This window comes from Ventrimonas faecis (genome assembly GCF_040096075.1).
GTDB classification, from domain to species: Bacteria; Bacillota; Clostridia; order Lachnospirales; family Lachnospiraceae; genus Brotaphodocola; species Brotaphodocola faecis.
The window spans coordinates 37647-62170 of sequence record NZ_JBBMFJ010000024.1; the positions used below are offsets into that span (position 1 = coordinate 37647).

The following is a 24524-nucleotide window of genomic DNA, read 5'->3' on the forward strand; positions in this document are numbered from 1 at the left end:
TTCCCACCGGGCGTCCGCTCCTGTACGCAGAAGGCTGCTGCAAAAGATCGGTATGGTTCCATTCTTTTTGCGGCAGCCCTTCTTTCTGGTCCTATGGTATTATGCCTGCTGCTTTGCTTTCAGTTCTTTTACCAGAGCCGGAACGATTTCAAAGACATCGCCCACGATTCCGTAATCCGCAACCTCAAAGATCGGCGCGGTCTCATCCTTGTTGATGGCAACGATGGTACCGGATCCGCTCATGCCCGCTACGTGCTGCACAGCACCGGAGATGGCGCATGCGAAGTAGATTTTCGGGGTTACGGTGGAACCGGTCTGGCCTACCTGCTTACTCTGCGGCATCCAGCCTGCGTCCACGGCTGCTCTGGAACATCCCACGGTTCCGCCCAGCACATCGGCCAGCTCCTTTAAGATCCCGAAATTCTCGGCACTCTTCATGCCGCGACCGCCGGATACAATGACATCGGCCTCATCGAGACGCATATCGTTGTCCTCACAAGCCTTGATGAAGTTCAGCACCTTGGTGCGGATCTCGCTCTCCGGAGTATGAATGTCCTCTTTGATGATCTCCGGCTGGTTATTCTCATTGCGCTCCGGCTTTTTGAATGCGCCCGGACGGCAGGTACCCATCTGCGGTCTGGTCTCGCTGCAAAGGATCTGCGCATATAAGTTTCCGCCGAAAGCCGGTCTCTCCCAGACAACATTGCCGGTGTCCTCGTCTACGCTGAGGGCGGTACAGTCAGCAGTCAGGCCGGTGCGGAGGCTGACTGCGATCTTGGATCCCAAATCTCTTCCGTTTACGGTAGCACCTACTAAAATGGTGTTCGGATCATATTTCTCGCAGAGCTTTAAGAATACGTTTCCGTAAGCGTCTGCGGAATAGTTCTCATACTCGTCGCCCTGGATCACATAGATCTTGTCGGCGCCGTAAGCTGCGGATTCCTTCACAGCTGCATCCACATCCTTGCCAATGACAATGGCGCAGAGCTTCTGTTTCAGTCCGTCCGCCAGTTTTCTTCCCTGTCCAAGCAGCTCCAGGCCAACGCTTTTCGGCTGACCCTGGAAGCTCTCGATAAATACCCATACGTCTTTGCATGTATCAAAACTCATCTTCACGACCTCCTTGTTCTTACAGTACCTTTGCCTCAACCAGCTTTCCGATTAAGTTATCCGCAATCTCCACCGGGCTTACGCCTTCGATGTTCACACAGTTTGCGGTCCGCTTCGGAGTGAAGGTTGCTTTTACTTTGGTCGGTGAACCCTTCAGGCCCATCTTGGTGGTATCTGCGTCCGCCAGGTCTGCCAGGGTGATCTGGCCGATCTCGGTACGGAAGGATCTCATCACGCCCTTTACGGTTGCGTAGCGCGGCTTGTTGCTCTCCTTGGTTGCGGTGCAGAGAACCGGGAACTTTGTCTCAATGACTTCCACACCCTCTTCTACCTGACGCTCTGCAATGACTTTATCTCCCTCCACCTTTAAACTCAGGACATAGGTTAAGCGGGTTGCCCCCAGATGCTCCGCGATACTCGGCGCTGTCTGGCCGGTATCTCCGTCGATGGCCTGCTTGCCGCCCAGGATGACATCGTAAGCACCCAGCTTTTTGATGGCCTGGGATAAGATGTAGCTGGTTGCGTAGGTATCGGAGCCGCCAAAGGCGCGGTCCGTTACCAGATATGCCTCGTCAGCGCCCATAGCCAGCGCCTCTCTTAACACAGCCTTTGCCTGCGGCGGTCCCATAGAAATGACGGTTACCTTGCCGCCATACTGGTCTTTTAAGGAAAGTCCGGTCTCCAGCGCGTTCTTGTCGAACGGATTCATGATGCTCGGCACGCCGGTACGGATCAGTGTATTTTTCACCGGATCGATCTTAATCTCTGTGGTATCCGGAACCTGTTTGATACAAACAACGATATTCATCTTCAATCCTCCTGTCAGTTTTCCTATTTGTATTCCTTATTTAATACATTGGCGATGGTCAGTCTCTGTACCTGGTTCGCGCCCTCAAAGATCTGGAATACCTTGACATCGCGCATCAGCTTCTCGACCGGATATTCCTTGCTGTAGCCGTAGCCGCCAAAAATCTGGACTGCGTTGGAGGTCACCTCCTGGGCACAGTCGGAAACGAAGGTCTTACAGATGGAGCCCTCTTTCTGTACCATGATGCCTGCGTCCATCATCTTCATGGTGTTGTTGACCAGGCATCTGGAGGCCTCGATCTTGATGGCCATATCGGCTAACATCTGCTGTACCATCTGGAATTTGATGATCGGGGTATTGAACTGCTTTCTCTCTTTTGCGTACTTCACGGACTCATCGAGTGCGCGCTGCATGATGCCGACTGCCAGGGTTGCCACGAATGCGCGGGATAAGTTCAGGGCATTCATAGCCAGCTTAAATCCGCTGCCTTCCGGTCCTACCATTGCGGATGCCTTCACGCGGACATTCTCAAAGATCAGGTCGGTGGTGTTGGAGAGGCGCAGGCCCATCTTGTTCTCATGGGCGCCTACGGTCACGCCAGGAGCGTCCGCGTCGATGATGAATGCGGAAATTCCCTTGTGGCCTGCTGCCGGATTGGTTTTAAAGAAGCCTACGAACACGCTTGCCACCGCGCCGTTGGTGATGAAGGTCTTGGTTCCGTTTAAGATGTACTCATCTCCGTCCTTCACTGCGGTCGCGCGCATGGCTGCCGGGTCGGAACCGGCGTTCGGCTCGGTCAGGGCAAAGCCTGCGAATGCGCCCGGTGCTACTTTATCCGCGAAATACTGGCCCTGCTCCTTGGTTCCTGCCAGGATCACATTTCGCAGTGCTACGAAGGATGTAACAAAGGTGATGGCATAACCGGCATCCACCTTTGCCAGCTCCTCAAAGATCATGGCGGTGGTCTCATAGCTTAAACCGGCGCCGCCAAACTCAGCCGGAACCTCCAGCATATGAAGTCCCATGTCAAATCCCCATTTGTAAAGTTCCTTCGGACACTCACCTTTTTCGTCCGCATCTTTCACATACGGCTTGATCTCATTCTCTGCCATCTCTTTTACAAGAGCGATCAGCGCTTTCTGTTCCTCGGTGTACATTAAGCTCATATCTGTGTCACCTTCCCCTTTCTTTTTGCTTCCTTGTTTTATGTTTTCAGACCGGCGGCCCGTCCGGTTTGCGGCGGCCGCCCTGCCATAAAATTTCTGTCCTTACAGCTTCTTAAGCTTCGTCTCGCCCGTTGCGGCACCGGAAGTGATTGCCTCCTCAATCTCCGCGTCACTGTAGCCCAGATGCTTCATCAGTTCTACGGTATGCGCGCCTTGGGAACCGCCGATCACATATTCCGGCTCTCCCATGCTGCCAAAGCGGATCGGGTTGGTCGGCATAAAGCGTTCTCCGGACGGATACGGGATCTTAGCCAGGATATGGTTGGCTGCCGCCTGCTCATCCTTGTAAATATCCTCCGGCTCCATGCAGGCCTCACAGGGCATGTCGTTGGCCTTCAGCCGCTCCATCAGCTCGTCTCTCGTAAACTTTGCGATGGCCCGGTCTAACGCTGCCACAACCTCCTGATTCAGTCCGTTGGCGTTGATACTCTCGCAGCGGCGGTACTTCTCTTTTGCCTCGTCGGTCAGCATCTCCGGCGCATCTAAAACGGTAAACATCTTTTCGTAGTCACGGTCATACTCCGGACAGCAGATGCACACCCACTTGCCGTCGCTGGTGCGGAACACATCGTTGAACGGGTTTACTACCTCGGTACGGTTCTTCGGGTACTGGTTGCCGTACTGGGCGGAAATGAGTCCGGTGCTGAGGGCGTAAACAGCTGCGTGGTGCAGGCTGACGGTTACCTTCTCACCCTTTCCAGATCTGTCTCTTCCATATAAAGCAGCACAGATGCCGGAAGCCAGGGCCAGGGAAACCTGGAAATCACCGAAGCCGTTAGTTGGGATCATCGGCGCATCGCCGCGGTTTACCGTGGTTCCGAATACGCCGCCCCTTGCCATGTAGCAGGTTACATCAAACCCGGCGGTATCCTTCTCCGGTCCGTTTTCACCATAGCCCAGGACCTGAGCGAAGATCAGCTTCGGGAATTTTTCTTTTAAGGTATCGTAATCCAGTCCCAGCTTCTTTAAAGACTTGGTTCTGGTATTGGTTACAAACACATCGGCCTCCGCTAACAGGCGGTAAGCAATCTCAAGGCCCTTTGGGTCTTTTAAGTTCAGAGTGATAAATTTCTTATTTAAATTGGCTACATCGAAAGCCAGATTTTCGTCATCGTTATAAGGCATGTTGAACACTGCCCCCTGGGTTCTTGCCGGATCGCCCTTCGCGGATTCAATCTTCACACAGTCAGCGCCCCACTCACCCAGTACACGCACCGTAGTCGGCGCGGCCAGATACGTCGTTAAGTCAACAACTTTAATTCCTTCCAAAGGTTTCATAAGGTATTCCTCCATATTCGGTCCGGTCAGGTTCGCATCCCAGACCGGTTTAAAGGGGGCAGGGTCCCCAGGTCCAAGCGGGAACCTGACGACCCTGTTTAGGCAAATCTCTATATGGTTATTTCTGGTATCACATAATTGGAATTTCTGTAACTGTTCAGTACCCTCACAGTTACGAATTTCTAAAAGTTACAGCACGTACTCCATGTGAGCGCCGTGTTTGATGGTATTTCTGGAAATGGTGATTCTCTGAACAGTCGGAGCGCCCTCTTCCAGCCACATTGCGCGGCAGTCGCGGTAGAGTCTCTCAACCGGGCCGTACTTGCAGTCCTCAAAGTAGCCTACGCCGCCGAAGATCTCCAGCATCTCATCGCTGACTCTTCTGGTGGTGTCGATACTGAACAGCTTACACATAGCAGCCTTCTCCTCGATGTACTCGCCGGTCGGATTCTCCATGTAAGCCTTTGCGAAGTCATAAACCATGCAGCGCAGCGCGTGTACCATCATGGACATATCTGCAATCTTTACACGGATTGCCTGACGGGTTCCGATCGGTTTTCCGAAGGTTACACGGTCATTTGCATAAGCCAGGGACAGCTCTAACATTCTCTGTGCCATGCCCAGGTTGCTGGCTGCAATGTGGGCGCGGGATACGGATAAGGAGTGAAGCGCGATTTCAAGTCCCTGTCCCTCACGGCCTAACAGATACTTCTTGTCGATGCGGCAGTTGGTGAATTTCAGCTCGCCATGTCCGGCACCGCGGCAGCCCATCATGTGCGGCATGTTGATGACTTCAAATCCCGGTGCATCCATCGGTACGAAGAAAGCGGAAAGTCTGTCGTCTTTGTCGGAATCCGGGTTGGTCACTGCAATGACATATGCGAACTCGCAGCAGTCGGTGTGGGAGATCAGGGTCTTCTCACCGTTTAATATGTAGCTGTCGCCATCTTTTACTGCCAGGGTATGTAAGTCAGCGCCGGTACCGCCGGTTGCCTCAGTCAGCGCGAAGCAGGTGAATACTTCCTTGTTCTGGAACTTGGACATGTACTCTGCTTTCAGCTCCGGGCTGCCGTAGTCATCGAGGATTCTCCAGTTTAAGTCCATTGCGTAGTGCAGATGCATTCTCATTCCGCCCGGGCCTCTGGAGAACTCTTCCTGTACCTGTAAGATCTCAAGCTCGTTTAAGCCCCATCCGCCGTACTCTTCCGGTAAGGAACAACGGTATAAGTTGTTCTCGATTGCCAGATCGTAGAACTCCTGCGGGAACTTGTTGGTAACTTCAACCTCTTTCTGGATCTCTTCCAGCGGTCCCTCTGCCAGCTCGCGGATCTGTTTTAAGTAAGCCTGGAACTCTTCCTTTGTTAACTTGCTCATGTGATATCCTCCTTATATGAGTGGTTTATTTTGATTGTTTTCTTCTTGCTTTTTGTTGCTATTTCTTTAACAATCTTGATGATGCTATTATAACGTGCCTATCCGGAAATATCCAATCGGCTGTAACCGGACGAACAAAACAGATTCATAGGAAATGCCTATCATTCTATTTTCCGCTTGTAAAAGGATTTTTCCAGTGATATAGTCTAGCGTGTGAAGGTATGATCTGGCGTAAAAACCAGCATTTTTCCCTTTTTTCGCACATGTATTTCCTTATTTTACTGATATATTTTTGACAAATGGAGGTTTTTTATGATTACAAGACCTGAGATTATGGAAGGGATCCGCCGCCACATCCAGCGCATCGGCGGACAGGAAAATTTAAAGATTTTAGAGATTGAACCGGGACATGCCCGTCTTTCGATTGAAGTAGCGGAGGAAGCTTTGAACCTGTACGGTAACGCCCACGGAGGTTTCCTCTTTTCTCTGTGTGATATCGCAGCAGGCATGTGCACCTACGCTTATGAAGTCACCAACGTCACCCAGTGCGCCGGGATCAACTTCGTGCGCGGCGTAAATGGCGGAACCATTTATGTAGAATCCAATATCGTTCACAAAGGAAAACACACCGCCGTATGCCGGGTGGATATCACCGGGGAAGAGGGAGAACTGCTGGTGACGGGGAACTTCACGATGTTCCTGGGAAAAGAGATTTAAAATAGTAATACTGAAGCAAAACTAATAAAGAGTCCGGGCGTGCGGGGAATTGAATTCTTTCACTTCCGGACCCTTATTCGTTTCGTTCCCTAATTTTCATTTGGCTTTCGCCAGATCTTTGATGACTTCTGACGCGATGATCAGTCCGACTACGGACGGTACAAAGGCGTTGGAACCCGGGATGTCCCGGCGTTCGGTGCACTTGTGAGCGGCGCCCGGCGGGCAGATGCAGTGGTTTCTGCAGCTGATGGACATATCCTCGATGGGTCTGGTCGGCTGCTCTTTGGAGTAAACCACCTTCAGCTTCTTCACGCCACGTTTTTTCAGTTCCCGGCGCATCACCTTCGCTAACGGGCAGACGGAAGTTTTGTAAATATCTGCTACTTCAAACATAGCCGGGTTTAACTTGTTTCCGGCACCCATGCTGCTGATGATCGGCACATGCTTTTCCTGTGCTTCCATAACCAGCTGCAGCTTTGCTGTCACGGTATCGACTGCATCGATCACATAAGAATACTGGGAAAAATCGAAATCGTCTTTCGTTTCCGGCAGATAAAAGCACTTATGGGTAGTAACCTTACAGTCCGGATTGATGTCATGGATGCGCTCTTCCATCACATCGACCTTGTATTTTCCCACCGTCTTTCTGGTGGCGATGATTTGACGATTTAGGTTGGTCAGGCATACCTTATCATCATCGATTAAGTCAATGGCTCCAACGCCGCTTCTCACCAGCGCCTCTACCGCATAGCCTCCCACTCCGCCGACACCAAATACCGCAACTCTGGACTGGGCCAGACGCTCCATGGCCTCTTTTCCAAATAATAATTCTGTTCTTGAAAACTGATTTAACATTGTATCTACCTTTCTTTTGTTACATATCCCTGTTCTGTCCTGACAGAGAAACCTGTGCATCTGCCATAGAACATTCCGTCCGTGAATCAGGCCAGGTGCACCAGCACCATATACACGACCGTGCCCACGGTAATACTCAAAATAGAACTCTTCTTCCAGAGATGGACGATTGCCGTCACCGCAACACCTGCAAGCAGAATCAGATTGTCCTGCCATGCAGTCTCCAGAATGCTCTTTAAGCAGTATACCACAAGAGTCGCCATAATTGCCATAGGAAATACATTTCCCAGGTACTCAATCCGTTTTGGAAGTACGCGTTTGTTTAGCAGAAGGAACGGCAGTGCGCGCAGACCAAATGTCAGCGCCGCCGGAACCAGAATGGATAATAAAATATGAATTGATCTCATCTCATAGTTCCTCCCATCAGACTGTTTTTCCGACAGCAGAATTTCCGGACACATTGTTTCTATCGTCAGCTGTTTTCAAAATGTTCTCTCCCGGTGTAAAAATCAGCAAAAGAGCTGTAGTCACCATCAGTGATGGCAGCATAAACCGGGATGCGCCAAAGATCAGAAGAAATACCACCGCACTGACTCCGCCAATGACCGCCGGAGCGTGATCTTCAGTCTTCTTCCACTGGTCAATCAGAATGGTCACAAACAGCGCTGTCATGCAGAAATCCACGCCCTCAAAATCGAATGGGATAATCTGTCCCAGCAGCGCTCCCACCAGCGTGCCAATGAGCCAGTAGGCACGGCTGAGCCAGGCAATATCAAACATAACCTGATGATGGTCCAGTTCTTCCGGGTACTCCAGGGAACAATATAGCGCGTAAGTCTCATCCGTCAGGGAAAAGATCATGTAAGGATAACGCTTTCCCATGCTCTTAAACTCTTTTAAGAAGGTCACGCCATAAAACATATGGCGGCAGTTCATGGCCAGGGCCGTGAGCGCAATGGTGGCAATGCCCGCTCCTGCGGAAAGAAACGATACGATGACAAACTGAAACGCACCGGTATAGACCGTGAGACTGACCAGATAAGCCCAGTAAAAGGGAAATCCGGCCTGGTTCATCATGATTCCGAATGCCATGCTTAAGAATAAATAGCTGAACATGATCGGAATGGTCTTTCCCAGTGCGTATTTCAATTCTCGGTTCATCGGCAGGTTCCTCGGCTTTCGTATATTTGAACGAAATTATAAAGCAATTCACCTACCATGTCAATATGTGTTGTAAAGTCAGGAAAATGTTAGCATTGACCAACCGCTGCTCTATTGAGTAGAATAGGCAAAAGATAAGGGAGTAGTCGCCAGGCATTGCCTGGAGCAGGGTCAACATACTGATGCATCCGCGTCTGGTTCTGCTTAATGCATAAAGCTATCGCAAATGATGAGACTTGTCTGCAGGATTTTTTCTGCAGACGGGTCTCTTTTTGTATGATTCGGAAATTGCGTTTTATCATGCGGCATTCCACATAAAATGTATGAAAGAAACAGGAGGGTTTTCCTATGTCACTGATTGAATTATTTCTTCTGGCGGTAGGCCTGTCCATGGATGCTTTTGCGATTTCCGTCTGCAAGGGTCTTTCCATGCAGAAACTGCGTGTGAAGCACGCGCTCATCATCGGTCTGTATTTTGGCGGTTTCCAGGCACTCATGCCCTGGATTGGCTATGTACTGGGAATCCGTTTCCAGGGGGCAATCAAAGCCTATGATCACTGGATCGCATTCATCCTGCTCGGCATCATTGGTTTTAATATGGTGAAGGAATCCCTGGATAAGGAAGCAGAATCCTGCGATGCTTCCATTGATGTCAAAACCATGCTGATGCTTGCCATTGCCACCAGCATTGACGCACTGGCAGTCGGTGTCACCTTTGCTTTTCTGGATGTTCAGATTCTGCCGGCAATCAGCTTTATCGGCTGTACCACTTTCATCATTTCCGTGATTGGCGTGAAGGTCGGCACCGTATTTGGAGCCCGCTATAAGTCCAGAGCCGAGCTGACCGGCGGCGTGATTCTGATTCTGATTGGTCTTAAGATTCTGATTGAGCACCTGTTCTTTTAGGGAACCGGTGCTTTATTTTTTTCGTTTTTTTCACATTTTCCCTGCTGCGCCGCGTTTTTGCTATACTTTTTTTTTCGATTATGGTATCATTTTTTTATTCGCCCGTCGAACGGCTTCGCTTGTCCGTATCACAGAAACATTCGCGATTTCATGACTTCGGCGGTCATATTTTTTACTACGAAAGAAAGGTATCCCTATGTTAAACACAATCGAATCAGTCAATAGTGTGATCAACAATTTCATCTGGGGAGTTCCTGCCATGATCTGTATCATCGGTGTTGGCCTTTACTTAAGCGTTGGCCTGCGCTTTTTGCAGATTTGCAAATTCCCTTATGCCATCCGCGTCACCATCGGACGTATTTTCCGCAAGCGTGACGCATCCGACGGCGCCATGACTCCATTTCAGGCAGTCTGCACGGCTCTGGCTGCTACCGTCGGCACCGGAAATATTGCCGGTGTGGCCGGTGCCATCGCCATTGGCGGACCGGGCGCAGTCTTCTGGATGTGGATTTCCGCAGTCCTTGGCATGTGCACCAAGTTCTCCGAAGTAACCCTGGCAGTCCATTTCCGGGAAACCAACAAAAACGGTGACCTGGTGGGAGGCCCCATGTACTATATCAAAAACGGCCTTGGCCCGAAATGGCACTGGCTGGCGGTTCTTTTCTCCACATTCGGCGTGCTGACCGTGTTCGGCACCGGAAACGCAACCCAGGTTAACACCATCACCACTGCCATCAACTCCGCGCTGGAAAACTATCAGCTCATCAATGACCAGTCCAAGCCGGTTGTCTGCCTGGTCATCGGCATCGTTCTGGCCGCTCTGGTAGGCCTGGTTCTCTTAGGCGGCGTAAAACGAATTGGAACTGTATCTGAGAAACTGGTTCCGTTCATGGCACTGCTTTACATCCTGCTGGCCCTGGGCGTGGTACTGCTTCACGCAAACCGCATCCCGCTGGTCTTCACCATGATTTTTGAGGGTGCCTTCAACCCGCAGGCCGTGACCGGCGGCATCATCGGAAGCTTCTTCACCAGCATGAAGCGCGGCGTATCCCGCGGTATCTTCTCCAACGAGGCTGGTCTTGGTACCGGTTCCATTGCTCATGCGTGTGCTGACACCAAAAAGCCGGTGAAGCAGGGCTTCTTCGGTATCTTTGAGGTATTTACCGACACCATCGTCATCTGCACCTTAACGGCACTGGTTATCCTGTGCAGCGGCGTTACCGTCAACTACGGCCAGGCTGCCGGCGCAGAACTGACCATTTCCGGCTTCACCTCCACCTACGGAAGCTGGGTATCCATCTTTACCGCCGTGTCCATGTGCTGCTTCGCCTTCTCCACCATCATCGGATGGGGACTGTACGGCGCGCGCTGTATTGAATTTATCTTTGACGAGAAGGTCATCAAGCCATTCATGGTGGCCTACTCTCTGGTGGCAATCCTGGGCGCTACGGTAGATCTGGGCCTCTTGTGGAGCATTGCGGATACCTTCAACGGACTCATGGCCATCCCGAACCTGACCGGTGTGTTCCTGCTGTCCGGAACGGTATTTAAGCTGACGAAGGAATATTTTGAGACGGAAGGAAAGAATGCGTAATTTCTCCTCTCCAAAAAAGTCATAAAAAATCGGGAGCAGATTCCAGCTGGAATCCACTCCCGGTTTTTATTTTATAGAAATTTTTATTCTAACGAAATCTCCTGAAAACCATTTGGAGTCAGCACTGTTGTTTTCCGAAAACCGCATTCATACGCAATTTTCTGTGCCTGGTCGAAAGCGTAGGCAATGGTGTCCGCGCTGTGGCTGTCGGAGTTGATCATAATGCGGCCGCCCATGGCGTGTAACTCCCGCAACAGAATCGGGTTCGGGTATGGCGCGGTGCGGTAGCCGCGGGACATGGCACCGGTGTTGATCTCGAAGGGAAGTCCCTGACCATGCAGCTTTTTCATGGCAGCCAGCGCCGGTTCCAGGTAGGCGTCCTTTGTCTCATCAAAGTGCTTATAACCTTCGTTGAACTTGGTGAGCAGGTCAAAATGGCCGACCCAGTCACAGTGGAGTTTATCGTACACTGTGGCCTCCAGTTCAAAATAATCCTGTGCCATGGCATACCAGTCACCGTTCCAGAGTGTTTCCACCGCCTGCACCAGCTTTTCCTCCGTGTCATCCACCGTGACCAGCTGCCCGGCCTTTAAGATGCTGTGGGTGGAGCCGATGGCATATTCCGCCTGTTGCACCAGTCCCAGCGTATCCAGTTCGATTCCAATGTAGATATTGAGTTTTCCGGCATATTCTTCCCGGAGCGCTTCCAGTTCCTGCTTATAAGCCGCCAGTGTGTCATCCGACATGCCGAATCCCGGCTCGTACATAGAAAAATCTGCGTGACCGGAAATGCCAAGATCGGTCAGGCCCATGCGGTATGCCGCCTCCACCATCTGACGGGGCGTGCTCTTTCCGTCACAGTAGGTTGTGTGTGTATGAAAATCTGCGCGTTGCTTCATAAAATTTCGTCCTTTCGTAACTGTTCAGTACCTTCACAGTCACGTCCTTTCTTCTAAAATGGATTACCCCGCATAATACAGCTGCTCAAAACAGTCATACTCGCTGACACCATGAATTTTCCACTCCCAGCCATCCGCGTCTTTGGTTACCGGAATGCGGCAGATACGTCCGTCACTCAGGTTCGCCTCCACAAAGCTTTCGCCATCGGTTGCGGTAATCATGAAGGAAGTGCCGGCCGGCATGGTTTCCTGCTTTTCCGAGCCGGATTCCAGAACAGTCACCTCCAGATCCCGGGTGGACACCAGTGTGATCGGATTTTCGTGGCTCATAGCGCCAAGGCGAAACAGCGTGTCATCGGTCTCTGGCATGCCATCTGCGCCTACATGGTACTCCTTATAGGCACTGTAGGTTCCCAGCACATCCAGGCGGTTCCACAAAAGGAAGCTGTCCGGGTCGGTAATCGGAGATCCGGACCAGCTGCTTCCGGTAAAGCCCACATAGGATGGTGTTCCGGTGGTTAGGTCAAAGACATTGATGTAATGGCTGTCATTATCCGACTGATGCTGCAAATACAGATACGTCTTTCCATCTTCCGTATGGATCACATAACCCTCTGAGGAATAGCCGCCGCTGGCACCATAATCCTGATCGATCAGGGATGCGGTGCTGAAGGAAACAGCTCCGCAGGTCACCGTAATGGCACCACCGGTTCCGTACTCATCCCGCGCTACCTCATAGCTGGTGGCTTCCTTTTTTCCGTCTCCATTTACATCCGCTTCGACCGTTCCATATTCCGGAAGTTCCTTCACATAGGAGGTTTTCGCGGTTTCATACTGCTTTTCAAACAAAGCCCCCTGTTTTTCAAACGGAATTTCCACAGTAACCGGGCCTGCCGCATACGGCGCGATGTCATACTGATTAAACCAGATGGTCACGCCATCGTTTGTTAGGAACCACTGTACCTGGCCGTAGTCAGCATCCCCGCCGTAGAACATGGCTTTTACCGTATCCTCGTAACCCTCAAAAAACATATTCGGATCATTCTCCTCCGCCAGCTTTTGGAGAACGTAATCGTAAATGCCATCATAATCTTTAGCAATGTCTTTCAGGGAAAGTTCCTGTCCCGTCTGCGTATCGTAAGTGATTCCGGTGATATAGGTATTCGGATGCGCGCCTCCGAGCCAGCTGTAATCCGTCTGCATCATACAGAGAACGTTTTCATCTGCCCGGACTGCTGTCAGGGTAAGCTCTGACTCCCAACCATTGTTCTCCATCATCTCCGGCTCATCCTGATACATCTGCCTTGCGTCGGCCTGATTATCCGCCATAAAGGATTTCTGACTGTCCAGATTCTTCTGGTTCAGGGCATCCAGTGCTTTTTGCAGCGCCGCATGGGTTTCATCCAGAATGTGAACCTGGGAAGTTTTTGTGCTGAGCAGGCTGTGATTGTCCTGCCAGTCATTGTCAAACTCTGTGGTAATCTCCAGAGGCAGAGCCGCAGACTTTTCTTTCTGCGCATCCGCTTCGCTCCCGCTTTCCGGTTTGCTGTCAGTTTCCGTTTCCGAAATGGTAACTTCCTGTTCTGATCCATTCTCAGCCCCCGAAACCGTCTCCACACTGACCGCTTTTTTCCCGCAGCCACCAGCCATGCAGGCTGCTGCCGTGACAAGCAATGCTGCTGTATATCTTATGGCTTTCCCATTCTGTTTTCTCATAATCCATTCCTCCCCATATCATCTGAATTGTAATGATGCAGAAAATGCCCTGCCGCAATCCCTTTTTGCGAACAGGACATTCCCATTTGTTATGTCAGACCGACCGCGCATTTGGCCATTCTGACTGAAATGCTATCGCGCAAACAGCACCAGCTTCTGCGCCTGATTCTGGTCATTGCTCCATACCAGCAGGTTGCTGCCCTGTTCCACATCTTCCAGAGAAACAATCTGTCTGGTCAGATACGGCATGATGCGGCAGTCCGCAGAAACCGCATATTCGGTGCCTGCTGTGGAAACCAGAGTCCAGCTTCCATCTGCGTTTGCGGTCATGGACTTTGCGGTAATATACTCCGGTGCCTTTGCGTCTGCCGGAATCTTGCCGATGATGACTTCTCCGTTCGTCTGCGGCGGCAGGCTCATGGTCATGGCCGGTCCGATGTAGGCATACACCGTCTCGCCCGCCTGCAGATCCTTTGCCTCAACCGGATAACCGTTCTCACCGTCCAGAATCAGGGTATCTCCGGAAATATTCACAATGACCTCGCCCTCAAACACGTTGCCGGACGGACACTCCATGTCGATGCTTCCGTTGTCCACACTGATGATGGTTCCCCAGATGGGTGCCTGCTCCTGCGCCTCCGGGCTCTGCACGCCCGGGCCCGCTGCTCCGCTCTGGCTCATGCCGCTTCCGGCTACAATGGTCGGGGACTGAGCCGCCATGGCGGTCAGAACTCCCGTCGCAGTCATAAACGCTGCCATGCCAATGGCGGTAATGGTTTTATTATTTTTTCTGCTCATAAATTCTATCTCCTTGTCTGTAATCGTGGTCCGGCGTGAACATGTGCCATAGCATATTCCCCGCCGCATCGTTTTGGTTACAGGATCCAACTGCTTCCTTCACACACCCACAGTATACCAGAGAGAGTTCTTAATTACCATTGATTATTGCGAACGTTTCTCTTAAGGATTTATTACCGGTTCAGACTTCGTATTTTTCAATTACACACTGATGTTCTTTACTTTTTCTCCAAAGCAAAACCAGGAGCAACATTTCCCACAAGGACATGTCGCTCCTGGTTTATTCTGCTTTGTTTTTCCGCTGGTCTACTTGTCTTCCAGCTTCACCGCACTTTGTTCGCATTTCAGCTGAATCTGTGCGTTGCGGCTGGCTTCTTCGTAATATTTCCGCATGCTGTTTTGGACTTTCTTTCCATTTCGCAGTTCCGGGCTGCTTAACAGCACCAGATACTGATTGTTGCCGTAGCGGGTGCAGAGATCCGAACGGGTGAGTGTTTTTCGAATGGCATATTCTACAGCGGAACGGGCACTTTCCAGCTCCGTAGATGACTCTGGGGCCACTCCGTTTTCATCGGCCAGTGTTAGAAGGAGCAGCTGTGATGTGATGCCTTCGCGGGCAAATACCCGGTTCAGATACCGGTAAATATCCGCAAACTCCAGATACTCACAGGATACCGCGCCTTTTTGTTCCGGCTCGCGGGCCAGATCGGCCTGAATCTGATCCAGGTCAGCGGACTCGTACTGGATCATATGCTTTGCCTTCAGATATTTTTCTTTCAGTTCTCCGGACATGAACGGGCTGCAGGTCTGTCTGGCTTCCTGCTCCAGCGCCTCATAATACGCTGCCGCTTCCCGGTAACGCTTCATGGAAATGAGGCATTCCATTTTCATTCTCTGCCATTCTTCCAGCGGATAATTAGCCAGTACCCGCTCGCATTCTTTCAAAAGCTCCTCATACCGTTTCTGCTTTTTCAGCTGGCGGCTCAGCTCCCGCAGGCTGCGCATATACAGTTCCCGGTAGCGCCAGCTCGTCTTTCCTACCCACTCGTCTGACACCATATCCGGCATGAAGTCTCCGCCATAGAAGCGACAGGCAGTTTTTAACAGATCCGCGCGAAGCTTTGGATCTACCTCCTCAAAGGCTGCCTTGACGAGCTTCTGAAATGTTTCTACATCCAGTTCTGTTTCCAGCGGCTGGTTGGTCCAGGTGTAGCGGCCGCCCTTTGTGGAGATGTACTCTCCCTCCGGCAGTCCCGATTCCTGAATACTGCGGCGCAGCCGGAAAATCATGGCGCGCAGGGAATTGCTCGCCTGATTGTCCGTTTCGTCGGCATCATAGAGCCGGCGGATCAGTTCCTCACGGCTGACCCCCTCTTCCCTGCTGCAGATTAAAAGCAGGAGCAGATGGATCATCTTCGCGCTCAGCCATTTTCCAAGCTGAATCTGCTTTCCCTGATACACCATACTAAAGTTTCCAAGCATCTGAATATAAATCTTATCTGGTTTCATTTCTGTCTGTCCTTCCACGCAAGCCACCTGTCCTTTTCCTGTTACTGTTCCCATGTGCGGCCAACAGTAACCTTCTTCAAACTGCCTGTCACTATTTACTTATATCTTTGTCTTTTTTATAGTACACGTTTCCATGACAAAAATCAATCAAAATGTAAAAAATTTGCCAGATAGCCAGATAGTTTTCTAAATGATTCGGAATAATCCGCAAAAGCTCATTGATATTTTTTCTCAGTTATTATAAAATACCTCTCAGAAATCCTCAGGATTACTATTATGATAGAAGGAGAGTTACATACCATGGAAAAATCTAAAGTATATTTTACCGATTTTCACACGATTGCGTTTGGTGACAGCCTGCCCACCAAGCTGAAAAAACTCATCAAAAAGGCCGGCATTGCTGATCTGGACATGGACGGTAAATTTGTTGCCATCAAGATGCATTTCGGTGAGCTGGGCAACATCAGCTATCTTCGCCCGAACTACGCCAAAGCGGTTGCCGATGTGGTAAAGGAGCTGGGTGGAAAGCCGTTCCTGACGGACTGCAACACCATGTATCCGGGCAGTAGAAAGAATGCCCTGGAGCATCTGGAGTGTGCCTGGGAGAATGGCTTTACCCCGCTTTCCGTCGGCTGTCCGGTCATCATCGGAGACGGCTTAAAGGGAACCGATGATATAGAAGTGCCGGTAAACGGCGGCGAGTATGTCAAGGCCGCAAAGATCGGCCGTGCCATTATGGATGCCGATGTTTTCATCAGCCTGACTCATTTTAAGGGCCATGAGATGACCGGCTTTGGCGGTACCATCAAAAACATTGGTATGGGCTGCGGCTCCCGCGCCGGAAAAACCGAGCAGCACTGCAGCGGCAAGCCGCACATTGAGGAAAGCATGTGCCGCGGCTGCAGACGCTGTCAGAAGGAATGCGCCAACGGCGGCCTGGTATTCGATGAAGCAACCCGGAAAATGCACGTGAACCAGGACAACTGTGTTGGCTGCGGACGCTGCCTGGGTGCCTGCAACTTTGATGCCATCATCTTCGATAACAACAATGCCAACGCGCTGTTAAACTGCCGCATGGCGGAGTACACCAAGGCTGTGGTAGACGGACGCCCGAACTTCCACATTTCCCTGATCGTGGATGTTTCCCCGAACTGTGACTGTCACGGTGAGAATGATGTACCGATTCTGCCAAATATCGGCATGTTCGCTTCCTTCGATCCGCTGGCACTGGATCAGGCCTGCGTCGATGCCTGCATGGCCGCACAGCCTATGCCGGGAAGCCAGCTGGCTAAACATCTGGCAGACCCGGACTTTCACGACCACCACGACCACTTCACCAACTCTACCCCGGAATCCGAGTGGAAATCCTGCCTTGATCACGCAGAAAAGATTGGACTGGGAAGCCGGGATTATGAACTGATCCGGATGTAAAGTACAATTTTTATTTTGCGCGCACGGCCCACCGCAGTTTTGTAGACCTTGCACGGCTGTTGCGGACGCATTCCTCGGCAGACGGGCGGATGACATCGTCTGCGATTTCGGAGTAGAGTCCTGCCTTCTGATATTGCTTGAAGGATTTCTTCACCATACGGTCTTCGCCGGAATGGAAGGTGAGGATGGCCACGCGGCCGCCTGGTGCCAGCACGTGGGGCAGCTTGTCGAGGAAGGCGTAAAGTACCTCAAATTCACTGTTCACATCAATGCGCAAGGCCTGAAAGGTTCTTGCGCATGCTTTTTTCACGGCTTCTTTCCGCTCTTTTTCCGGAATAAAGCTAAGGGCCTGCTCAATCAGCTCCCGCACTTTCGTGGTGGTGTCTACCTTTTCGCCACGGCGAATGGCTCCGGTGATGCAGCGGGCAATCTCCTCCGCATATGGCTCATCGGAATTTTCCACCAGCATACCGGCCAGTTCTTCCCGGTCGACTTCTTTCAGGCGCTCTGCTGCGGAGATGCCTGCCTGCGGATTTAAGCGCAGGTCCAGCGGGCCGTCAAATTTGTAGGAAAAACCACGCTCCGGGTTATCGATCTGCATGGAGGACACGCCAAGGTCGGCCAGAATAAAGTCGAACGGGCCAACCTCCTCTGCAATCTGGTCGATGTCGGCAAAGTTCATCTGCCGCACGGTCATGATGTCCTCGCCAAACCCCAGATCCTCCAGTCGCTTTTTCGTCTTCACCGACTCAATCGGATCCACGTCCAGGCCGTAAATGTGGCCCTCGCCATGCAGCTGCTCTAACATGGCACGGGTGTGACCGCCGTAGCCCAGCGTGGCATCCAGGCCTTTCTGTCCCGGCTTGATCTGCAGAAAATCCAGAATTTCCTTTACCATAATGGAGATGTGCATGCCCGCCGGTGTGCCGCCCTTCTGAATGACATGCTCAATGGTGTCCGCATATTTTTCCGGGTTCAATTCCTTGTATTTCTCTTCAAATCTTCTCGGATGAGTTCCTTTGTAGCGGACACGGCGCTTGTGGGGTGTCTGCTGCTCCGGGTTCACATCCAGATTCTGATTTCTGTTCTGATTTTTTTCTTCCATATATATTATAGATGACTCCTTTCCATCGTTTCCGTTACTGTTTGCACAACGTGTGAACGTCCGTTTTTCCTGCTTCGCGCACTTCTCTGTCCTTGCTGCTCACACATGCTCTGCAATCCGCCACAGGAATCGTTCTCCGTACTTCTCAAACTTGTGCTCTCCTACACCGGATACCTCCAGCATTTCCGTCTTATTCTTCGGACGCAGACGGCACATGAGCACCAGAGTCTTGTCAGAAAATACAATGTAAGGCGGCACGCTCTCTTCTCTCGCAATCTCGGTGCGCAAACCGCGCAGTGCCTCAAACAGGGCTTCTTCTTCCTCTGTAAGCACCACGGAAGCCGCGGTTTTGAGTTTCTTCTTTTTGCCTTTGGTATCGGCAGATTCCTTCGGTGCCTTGTCCTGCTCCTTTGCCATTTTCATAATGAGCAGGCCGTGCTCTGCCTGCTGTTCCGGATCCAGAAGCTGCGCGGACTTTGCCGTCAGCTGCAGGATGGCGTAGGTGTCATCGGTTACGCTTAAGTAATCATGCATCAGCAGATAGTTCAGTATCTGGCGCATGCGGTAAGCAGGAACCTTTGCGAACTGGCCATACTGGGGCAGTTCGTCCATATGGTACTGGCGGATCTTCGCCGTCTTTGCGCCCCGCAGGGTATCCAGAACCACATTTACGCCATAGCGCTGTCTGCAGGCCGCCACACAGCCAATGAGGCCAATGGCATACTCGGTCACATCCACCTCCTCATACTGGGTCAGGCAGTTCTGGCAGTTGCCACAATAACAGGAAGAACCGTATTCTCCGAAATACCTGAGGATATACTCCCGCAAGCATTCATTGGTATAACAGTAATAGGTCATCTTCCGCAGCCGGTCGCGGTCCCGCTCTTTTACAATCTGCGCCGTGTACGGATCGAGTTCCTGGTTTTCCTGACTGTTTTCAATGAAAAACTGATTGGTGATGACATCCTGGCCGCTGTAGTAGAGGATGCACTCCGCCGGTTCCCCGTCACGCCCGGCTCTTCCGGCCTCCTGATAGTAGGATTCCAGGTTTTTCGGCATACCGCAGTGCAGCACAAACCGCACGTTGGATTTGTCAATGCCCATGCCAAAGGCGTTGCTGGCTACCATAATAGGGGAGCGGTCATACAGGAAATCATCCTGGTTCTGCCGCCGCTCCGCATCGCTTAAGCCCGCGTGATACCGGGTTGCCGCAAAGCCATCTGCCCGCAGACGCTCACAAATTTCTTCTACGTTTTTGCGGGTCAGGCAGTAGATGATGCCGCTCTCCCCCGGATGAGTTTCCAGATAATGGTGAATGGCCCCATAACGGTCCTTTGGCGTCATGACCCCAAAGTATAAGTTTTTCCGGTCAAAGCCGGTGGTCTCCACAGATGGTTCCCGCAGTTGTAAAATGTCGATGATATCATCCCGCACCTCTTTGGTGGCGGTTGCGGTAAAGGCACTGACCACCGGGCGCACCGGCAGCCGGTCAATGAATTCCGTAATTTTCAGATAGCTGGGACGGAAATCCTGTCCCCACTGGGAGACGCAGTGCGCCTCATCCACCGCCACCATGGAGATGTTTGCGTTCAGGGCGAAGGAGAGGAAGCTGTCGGTCAAAAGCCGCTCCGGTGCCACGTAGATGATGGGATAACGCCCTGCCCTCGCGAAATCCAGCGCCTTAAAATACTGGTTCTGGGTCAGGGAGCTGTTTAAATAAGCCGCATGGACACCGGCCTGGTTTAAACCCTCCACCTGGTCTTTCATCAGGGAGATGAGGGGCGAGATCACCAGGGTGATGCCCGGAAACAAAAGGGCCGGGACCTGGTACACGATGGATTTTCCCGCACCGGTCGGCATGATGCCAAGCACATCCTTTCCCGCAAGGATGGCATCGATCAGGTGCTCCTGGCCGGGCCGGAAACTGTCGTAACCGAAAACCTGCTTTAGCACCTGATATTTATCTGTAAATGTTGTCATAGAATCCTCATATATAATATATATAGGAAAGGGCTGTCGCAAAACCGGACCAGGAACGTTCCACATATCCGGTTGCGCGCATCTCGAACAACGATATGGGAACGTGTCTGGGACAATTTTGCGACAGCCCCTTTTCCTTTCTTTACTCAGCAGTTACCTTCATGAATTTCTTCTTACCACGTTTTACAACCATGCCATCACCGGCAAAATCTGCCTTGGTGTAGGATGCCTTGATATCTTTAACCGGCTCGCCGTTTACGGATACACCGCCCTGCTCTACGTTTCTTCTTGCCTCGGAACGGGTCGGAGCCAGGCCGGATTTCTGCAGGACTGCCAGAATGTCGATGCTGCCATCGGTGAAGTCCTCATCGGTTAAGTTATGGCACGGCATATTCTCCAGGCTGCCCTGGCCGCTGAACAGCGCGCGGGCTGCGGTCTGTGCCTTCTCTGCCTCTTCCTCGCCGTGAACCAGCTTGGTCAGCTCGTAGGCCAGGATCTCTTTTGCGGTATTTAACTGACTGCCTTCCCACTTGTCCATCTCGTCGATCTGCTCAAGCGGCAGGAAGGTCAGCATGCGCAGGCACTTTAAGACATCGGCATCTGCCACGTTTCTCCAGTACTGGTAGAACTCGAACGGAGTGGTCTTGTTCGGGTCTAACCATACAGCGCCGGACTGGGTCTTGCCCATCTTCTTGCCCTCGGAGTTTAACAGCAGGGTGATGGTCATGGCATGCGCGTCCTTGCCCAACTTACGGCGAATGAGCTCGGTACCGCCTAACATGTTGCTCCACTGGTCATCGCCGCCGAACTGCATGTTGCAGCCGTACTTCTGGTATAACATATAGAAATCGTAGCTCTGCATGATCATATAGTTAAACTCCAGGAAGCTTAAGCCCTTCTCCATGCGCTGCTTGTAGCACTCTGCGCGCAGCATGTTGTTAACGGAGAAGCATGCGCCAACCTCACGCAGCAGCTCTACGTAATTTAACTTTAACAGCCATTCTGCGTTATTAACCATGAGGGCCTTGCCATCGGAAAAGTCGATGAAACGGCTCATCTGCTGCTTGAAGCAGTCACAGTTGTGCTGGATCATCTCCGGGGTCATCATCTTTCTCATGTCGGTACGTCCGGACGGATCACCGATCATACCGGTACCGCCGCCGATGAGGGCGATCGGCTTGTTGCCTGCCATCTGCAGACGTTTCATCAGGCACAGGGCCATGAAGTGGCCAACGTGCAGGCTGTCTGCGGTCGGGTCAAAACCGATGTAGAAGGTTGCCTTTCCTTCGTTTACCATTTTTTTGATTTCTTCTTCGTTTGTAACCTGGGCAATGAGGCCACGGGCTACCAGCTCTTCGTAACAGTTCATAATGAGTTCTCCTTTTCGATTCTTGCTTTTGCGGTAAAAAAAACTCGTCCTCCTGGCCGGAGCCAGAAAGGACGAGGGACGTTCTCGTGTTACCACCTTACTTCACAAACAGCTTGCACTGCCTGTCTCAGCGAACAAAGAGAAAACCTGTCAGCCTTCGGCAGAAACCTGCCGGGCTGCATGCCACCTTTGTTCCAGCCTGATAACGGATGCTGTGATCCGGCGCAGCCTACTGAAACCCCATGTAATCGTCCGTTCGGTGCGCGGCTCCAGGATGTATTCGCAGTGCGGTTCCCGCGCGCCTCTCATCTGCCGGCTGCTTTCTGTGCGGTACCTCGAACTGTTACTTGTTCCCTTCCATGCCTTGAGTATATGCGTAATTACTTACGTGCTAATATACCGCATTATAAAGGGGTTACGGCAAAATGTCAAGTGCCGCCCGCAATTACTTCGAGGAGCTGGTCGGAATATAGCGGGAAAGACGGCCTGCAAACTCAGCAATATTCTGGGTCTGGAGCACAACTTTACCTGGTCCGGTCAGTTTGGTAAGGAAAAGTCCTTCTCCGCCGAAAACAATGTTTCCAAGGCCTTTTACAGTCTCGATTTCGTACTGAACGGTCTTTTCAAATGCTACGACATTTCCGGTGTCTACTTTCAGAACCTCCCCCGGCTGCAGGGTCTTTACAACCTTGTCACCATCAATTTCCAGAAAGGCCATGCCGCTTCCACTCAGTTCTTCCAAAATGAAGCCTTCTCCGCCAAACAGACCCGCGGACAATTTTTTTGTAAATGTTACATTTAAGTTTACACTCTCCTGTGCGCAAAGAAATGCATCCTTCTGGCAAATGAGTCCTCCGGTTGCTCCTACATCCACCGGAAGAATGTTGCCTGCAACGGTGGAGGCAAACGCGATCATAGTTCCCGGCTGCTGCGCGCGATACGTAGCCACAAACAGGGACTCACCGGCAAACATGCGTCCGATTCCCTTCATGAGTCCGCCGCGGGCATTCGTGGACATATCGATACCTTCGGTCATCCAGGCCATGCCGCCGGACTGGGTGTACATGCTCTCTCCGCTCTGCTCAAATAAAATCTCCACTGCCGGCATGGTGCTTCCAATAATCTGATATTTCATTGCAATCCCTCCATATTTATTTTCTGATTAAAGAATATCACAAAAAAACAGGATATCCTATTACAATTTTCTTTCTTTTTCCTGTGATACCAACGAGTTACCGTTCCGAAAATATCGGTCCATCTACAGTACCTCAACGACATTTTGCTCGAAATGTCCGCATAAAAAAAACATTTGTATTTCTTATGCAAATTGTGTATAATGCTCTTCGGGCTTTCGCCCGCGAATCCATTGCAAAGGAAAGAGGAAAGATTATGAAAAAGCTTTTTGAAACCTGGTGCGGCATCAGTCTTGTAAAGCGGATTGTTGCCGGCCTGATCATCGGCGCTATCCTGGGTGTTGCGGTTCCGCAGTTTTCCGGCATTGCCATCCTCGGCAGCGTTTTTGTAGGCGCGTTAAAAGCGATTGCTCCGCTTCTGGTATTCTTCCTGGTCATCAGTTCTCTGTGTCACTCCGGTAAGAGCCACGGCGGCGTCATTCGTACCGTTATTGTTCTGTATATGTTCAGTACCTTCCTGGCTGCTGTCATTGCGGTAATTGCCAGCATGATGTTCCCCATCACCCTGACGCTGACTGAGGGCGCATCCGACCTGGCTGCTCCGGAAGGCATTGTGGAGGTATTAAGCTCCCTGCTTCTGAATATGGTAAGCAACCCGGTTCAGTCTATTGTAAGTGCCAATTACATCGGCGTTCTGGTATGGGCTGTGCTGTTCGGCATTGGCCTGCGCGGTGCCAGCGAAACGACCAAGACCATGTTTGATGAGATTTCCACTGGTCTGGCAAAAGTAGTCACCTGGATCATCAGCTTCGCTCCGTTTGGTATCATGGGTCTGGTATTCAGCACCGTTTCGGAAAACGGCCTTTCCATTTTCACCGAATACGGAAAACTGCTGGCTGTACTGGTCGGCTCCATGCTGTTCATTTACTTTGTAACCAACCCGATCCTGGTGTTCTGGTGCATCCACAAAAATCCGTATCCGCTGATCTTTAAATGCTTAAAGAAAAGCGCCATCACCGCGTTCTTCACCAGAAGCTCCGCGGCGAACATCCCGATCAACATGGAAGCCTGCAAGGAAATGGGCCTGGATAAGGATACCTACTCCGTTACCATCCCGCTTGGCGCAACCATCAACATGGACGGCGCGGCTATTACCATCACCGTTATGACACTGGCAACCGCCCACACCCTTGGCATTTCCGTAGATATCCCGAGTGCCATCATCTTAAGTGTCCTGGCTGCTCTGTCTGCCTGCGGCGCATCCGGTGTAGCCGGTGGTTCCCTGCTGCTCATCCCGATGGCATGTTCCCTGTTCGGTATTCCGAATGACATTGCCATGCAGGTAGTCGGCGTTGGCTTCATCATCGGAGTCATCCAGGATTCCGTAGAAACCGCCCTGAATTCCTCCTCCGACCTGCTGCTGTCCGCATCCGCGGAGTTCAGACAGTGGAGGCTGGAAGGGAAAGAGATTAAATTTTAAAATAGTATCGGAAACAATCGGTCTCAGGCACAAAAAAGGTAGTGGCTTCCATTACCTACGCGCCTGCAGACCGAT

The 24524-nt window shown here is 51.5% G+C and carries 21 protein-coding genes; 5 read left to right on the forward strand and 16 right to left on the reverse strand.

The window, feature by feature from the left end; translation table 11 throughout:
• Positions 1 to 99 precede the first annotated feature (99 nt).
• The 5 genes from WMO41_RS11430 to WMO41_RS11450 form a co-directional block, all read right to left on the reverse strand.
• Positions 100 to 1110 (reverse strand): electron transfer flavoprotein subunit alpha/FixB family protein, encoded by a 1011-nt coding sequence (locus WMO41_RS11430; protein WP_349229855.1) that lies wholly within the window; start codon positions 1108 to 1110, stop codon positions 100 to 102.
• A gap of 19 nt (positions 1111 to 1129) precedes the next feature.
• Positions 1130 to 1918, reverse strand: coding sequence for an electron transfer flavoprotein subunit beta/FixA family protein (locus WMO41_RS11435; RefSeq protein ID WP_349229856.1), 789 nt, complete (start codon positions 1916 to 1918; stop codon positions 1130 to 1132).
• 23 nt (positions 1919 to 1941) lie between these two features.
• On the reverse strand, positions 1942 to 3084 hold the full coding sequence (locus tag WMO41_RS11440) for an acyl-CoA dehydrogenase family protein (protein WP_177292590.1): 1143 nt from the start codon (positions 3082 to 3084) through the stop codon (positions 1942 to 1944).
• 102 nt (positions 3085 to 3186) lie between these two features.
• The gene (locus WMO41_RS11445; RefSeq protein ID WP_177292591.1) at positions 3187 to 4422 is read right to left on the reverse strand and encodes a CoA transferase; all 1236 of its coding nucleotides are present in this window, start codon (positions 4420 to 4422) and stop codon (positions 3187 to 3189) included.
• Positions 4423 to 4611: 189 nt separating this feature from the next.
• Positions 4612 to 5796, reverse strand: coding sequence for an acyl-CoA dehydrogenase family protein (locus WMO41_RS11450; protein WP_349229857.1), 1185 nt, complete (start codon positions 5794 to 5796; stop codon positions 4612 to 4614).
• Positions 5797 to 6108: 312 nt separating this feature from the next.
• Between WMO41_RS11450 and WMO41_RS11455 the strand changes: the two genes are divergently transcribed.
• On the forward strand, positions 6109 to 6513 hold the full coding sequence (locus tag WMO41_RS11455; protein WP_349229858.1) for a PaaI family thioesterase: 405 nt from the start codon (positions 6109 to 6111) through the stop codon (positions 6511 to 6513).
• Positions 6514 to 6609: 96 nt separating this feature from the next.
• Here the strand turns inward: WMO41_RS11455 and WMO41_RS11460 are convergent, their stop codons facing one another.
• The 3 genes from WMO41_RS11460 to WMO41_RS11470 form a co-directional block, all read right to left on the reverse strand.
• Complete coding sequence (locus WMO41_RS11460) at positions 6610 to 7368, reverse strand: tRNA threonylcarbamoyladenosine dehydratase (protein ID WP_349229859.1); 759 nt, start codon at positions 7366 to 7368, stop codon at positions 6610 to 6612.
• Between the two features lie 86 nt (positions 7369 to 7454).
• The gene (locus WMO41_RS11465) at positions 7455 to 7775 is read right to left on the reverse strand and encodes a branched-chain amino acid transporter permease (RefSeq protein WP_349229860.1); all 321 of its coding nucleotides are present in this window, start codon (positions 7773 to 7775) and stop codon (positions 7455 to 7457) included.
• 16 nt (positions 7776 to 7791) lie between these two features.
• Complete coding sequence (locus WMO41_RS11470) at positions 7792 to 8529, reverse strand: AzlC family ABC transporter permease (protein WP_349229861.1); 738 nt, start codon at positions 8527 to 8529, stop codon at positions 7792 to 7794.
• A 348-nt stretch (positions 8530 to 8877) separates the two neighbouring features.
• On the opposite strand from WMO41_RS11470, the gene WMO41_RS11475 reads away from it, so the two are divergent.
• Complete coding sequence (locus tag WMO41_RS11475; RefSeq protein WP_349229862.1) at positions 8878 to 9435, forward strand: manganese efflux pump MntP; 558 nt, start codon at positions 8878 to 8880, stop codon at positions 9433 to 9435.
• Between the two features lie 196 nt (positions 9436 to 9631).
• Positions 9632 to 11029, forward strand: coding sequence for an alanine/glycine:cation symporter family protein (locus WMO41_RS11480; protein ID WP_349229863.1), 1398 nt, complete (start codon positions 9632 to 9634; stop codon positions 11027 to 11029).
• An 83-nt stretch (positions 11030 to 11112) separates the two neighbouring features.
• Here the strand turns inward: WMO41_RS11480 and WMO41_RS11485 are convergent, their stop codons facing one another.
• From WMO41_RS11485 to WMO41_RS11500, 4 genes are all read right to left on the reverse strand, one after another.
• On the reverse strand, positions 11113 to 11928 hold the full coding sequence (locus WMO41_RS11485; protein WP_349229864.1) for a histidinol-phosphatase: 816 nt from the start codon (positions 11926 to 11928) through the stop codon (positions 11113 to 11115).
• A gap of 63 nt (positions 11929 to 11991) precedes the next feature.
• Positions 11992 to 13644, reverse strand: a complete 1653-nt coding sequence (locus tag WMO41_RS11490; protein ID WP_349229865.1) for a DUF3298 and DUF4163 domain-containing protein — start codon at positions 13642 to 13644, stop codon at positions 11992 to 11994.
• Between the two features lie 132 nt (positions 13645 to 13776).
• Entirely contained in the window at positions 13777 to 14442 is a 666-nt protein-coding gene (locus WMO41_RS11495; protein WP_349229866.1) for a hypothetical protein, read from the reverse strand.
• A gap of 306 nt (positions 14443 to 14748) precedes the next feature.
• Positions 14749 to 16005: an AfsR/SARP family transcriptional regulator gene (locus WMO41_RS11500; RefSeq protein ID WP_349229867.1), complete on the reverse strand. Its 1257-nt coding sequence runs from the start codon at positions 16003 to 16005 to the stop codon at positions 14749 to 14751.
• Between the two features lie 246 nt (positions 16006 to 16251).
• Between WMO41_RS11500 and WMO41_RS11505 the strand changes: the two genes are divergently transcribed.
• Positions 16252 to 17382 (forward strand): DUF362 domain-containing protein, encoded by a 1131-nt coding sequence (locus tag WMO41_RS11505; RefSeq protein WP_349229868.1) that lies wholly within the window; start codon positions 16252 to 16254, stop codon positions 17380 to 17382.
• Positions 17383 to 17392: 10 nt separating this feature from the next.
• Here the strand turns inward: WMO41_RS11505 and rsmH are convergent, their stop codons facing one another.
• The 4 genes from rsmH to WMO41_RS11525 form a co-directional block, all read right to left on the reverse strand.
• Positions 17393 to 18487 carry a 16S rRNA (cytosine(1402)-N(4))-methyltransferase RsmH gene (gene rsmH / locus WMO41_RS11510; RefSeq protein WP_349229869.1) on the reverse strand — a complete coding sequence of 365 codons (1095 nt, stop codon included), beginning with the start codon at positions 18485 to 18487 and terminating at the stop codon, positions 17393 to 17395.
• 99 nt (positions 18488 to 18586) lie between these two features.
• A complete protein-coding gene (gene recQ, locus WMO41_RS11515) occupies positions 18587 to 20467 on the reverse strand; it encodes a DNA helicase RecQ (protein WP_349229870.1) in 1881 nt (626 codons plus the stop codon).
• Positions 20468 to 20609: 142 nt separating this feature from the next.
• Positions 20610 to 21836 carry a tyrosine--tRNA ligase gene (gene tyrS / locus WMO41_RS11520; protein WP_349229871.1) on the reverse strand — a complete coding sequence of 409 codons (1227 nt, stop codon included), beginning with the start codon at positions 21834 to 21836 and terminating at the stop codon, positions 20610 to 20612.
• Positions 21837 to 22281: 445 nt separating this feature from the next.
• Positions 22282 to 22971, reverse strand: a complete 690-nt coding sequence (locus tag WMO41_RS11525; protein ID WP_349229872.1) for a TIGR00266 family protein — start codon at positions 22969 to 22971, stop codon at positions 22282 to 22284.
• 254 nt (positions 22972 to 23225) lie between these two features.
• On the opposite strand from WMO41_RS11525, the gene sstT reads away from it, so the two are divergent.
• Positions 23226 to 24449: a serine/threonine transporter SstT gene (gene sstT / locus WMO41_RS11530; protein WP_349229873.1), complete on the forward strand. Its 1224-nt coding sequence runs from the start codon at positions 23226 to 23228 to the stop codon at positions 24447 to 24449.
• Positions 24450 to 24524: the final 75 nt, after the last annotated feature.

Excerpts from the sequence above, each read along its gene's own strand:
- WMO41_RS11475 (WP_349229862.1), top strand. The coding sequence starts at position 8,878 with ATGTCACTGATTGAATTATTTCTTCTGGCGGTAGGCCTGTCCATGGAT.
- sstT (WP_349229873.1), top strand. The coding sequence starts at position 23,226 with ATGAAAAAGCTTTTTGAAACCTGGTGCGGCATCAGTCTTGTAAAGCGG.
- WMO41_RS11455 (WP_349229858.1), top strand. The coding sequence starts at position 6,109 with ATGATTACAAGACCTGAGATTATGGAAGGGATCCGCCGCCACATCCAG.
- rsmH (WP_349229869.1), bottom strand. The coding sequence starts at position 18,487 with ATGGAAGAAAAAAATCAGAACAGAAATCAGAATCTGGATGTGAACCCG.
- WMO41_RS11445 (WP_177292591.1), bottom strand. The coding sequence starts at position 4,422 with ATGAAACCTTTGGAAGGAATTAAAGTTGTTGACTTAACGACGTATCTG.
- WMO41_RS11500 (WP_349229867.1), bottom strand. The coding sequence starts at position 16,005 with ATGGGAACAGTAACAGGAAAAGGACAGGTGGCTTGCGTGGAAGGACAG.
- WMO41_RS11495 (WP_349229866.1), bottom strand. The coding sequence starts at position 14,442 with ATGAGCAGAAAAAATAATAAAACCATTACCGCCATTGGCATGGCAGCG.
- WMO41_RS11460 (WP_349229859.1), bottom strand. The coding sequence starts at position 7,368 with ATGTTAAATCAGTTTTCAAGAACAGAATTATTATTTGGAAAAGAGGCC.
- recQ (WP_349229870.1), bottom strand. The coding sequence starts at position 20,467 with ATGACAACATTTACAGATAAATATCAGGTGCTAAAGCAGGTTTTCGGT.
- WMO41_RS11485 (WP_349229864.1), bottom strand. The coding sequence starts at position 11,928 with ATGAAGCAACGCGCAGATTTTCATACACACACAACCTACTGTGACGGA.
- WMO41_RS11480 (WP_349229863.1), top strand. The coding sequence starts at position 9,632 with ATGTTAAACACAATCGAATCAGTCAATAGTGTGATCAACAATTTCATC.
- WMO41_RS11435 (WP_349229856.1), bottom strand. The coding sequence starts at position 1,918 with ATGAATATCGTTGTTTGTATCAAACAGGTTCCGGATACCACAGAGATT.
- WMO41_RS11470 (WP_349229861.1), bottom strand. The coding sequence starts at position 8,529 with ATGAACCGAGAATTGAAATACGCACTGGGAAAGACCATTCCGATCATG.
- tyrS (WP_349229871.1), bottom strand. The coding sequence starts at position 21,836 with ATGAACTGTTACGAAGAGCTGGTAGCCCGTGGCCTCATTGCCCAGGTT.
- WMO41_RS11440 (WP_177292590.1), bottom strand. The coding sequence starts at position 3,084 with ATGAGCTTAATGTACACCGAGGAACAGAAAGCGCTGATCGCTCTTGTA.
- WMO41_RS11450 (WP_349229857.1), bottom strand. The coding sequence starts at position 5,796 with ATGAGCAAGTTAACAAAGGAAGAGTTCCAGGCTTACTTAAAACAGATC.
- WMO41_RS11505 (WP_349229868.1), top strand. The coding sequence starts at position 16,252 with ATGGAAAAATCTAAAGTATATTTTACCGATTTTCACACGATTGCGTTT.
- WMO41_RS11430 (WP_349229855.1), bottom strand. The coding sequence starts at position 1,110 with ATGAGTTTTGATACATGCAAAGACGTATGGGTATTTATCGAGAGCTTC.
- WMO41_RS11490 (WP_349229865.1), bottom strand. The coding sequence starts at position 13,644 with ATGAGAAAACAGAATGGGAAAGCCATAAGATATACAGCAGCATTGCTT.
- WMO41_RS11525 (WP_349229872.1), bottom strand. The coding sequence starts at position 22,971 with ATGAAATATCAGATTATTGGAAGCACCATGCCGGCAGTGGAGATTTTA.
- WMO41_RS11465 (WP_349229860.1), bottom strand. The coding sequence starts at position 7,775 with ATGAGATCAATTCATATTTTATTATCCATTCTGGTTCCGGCGGCGCTG.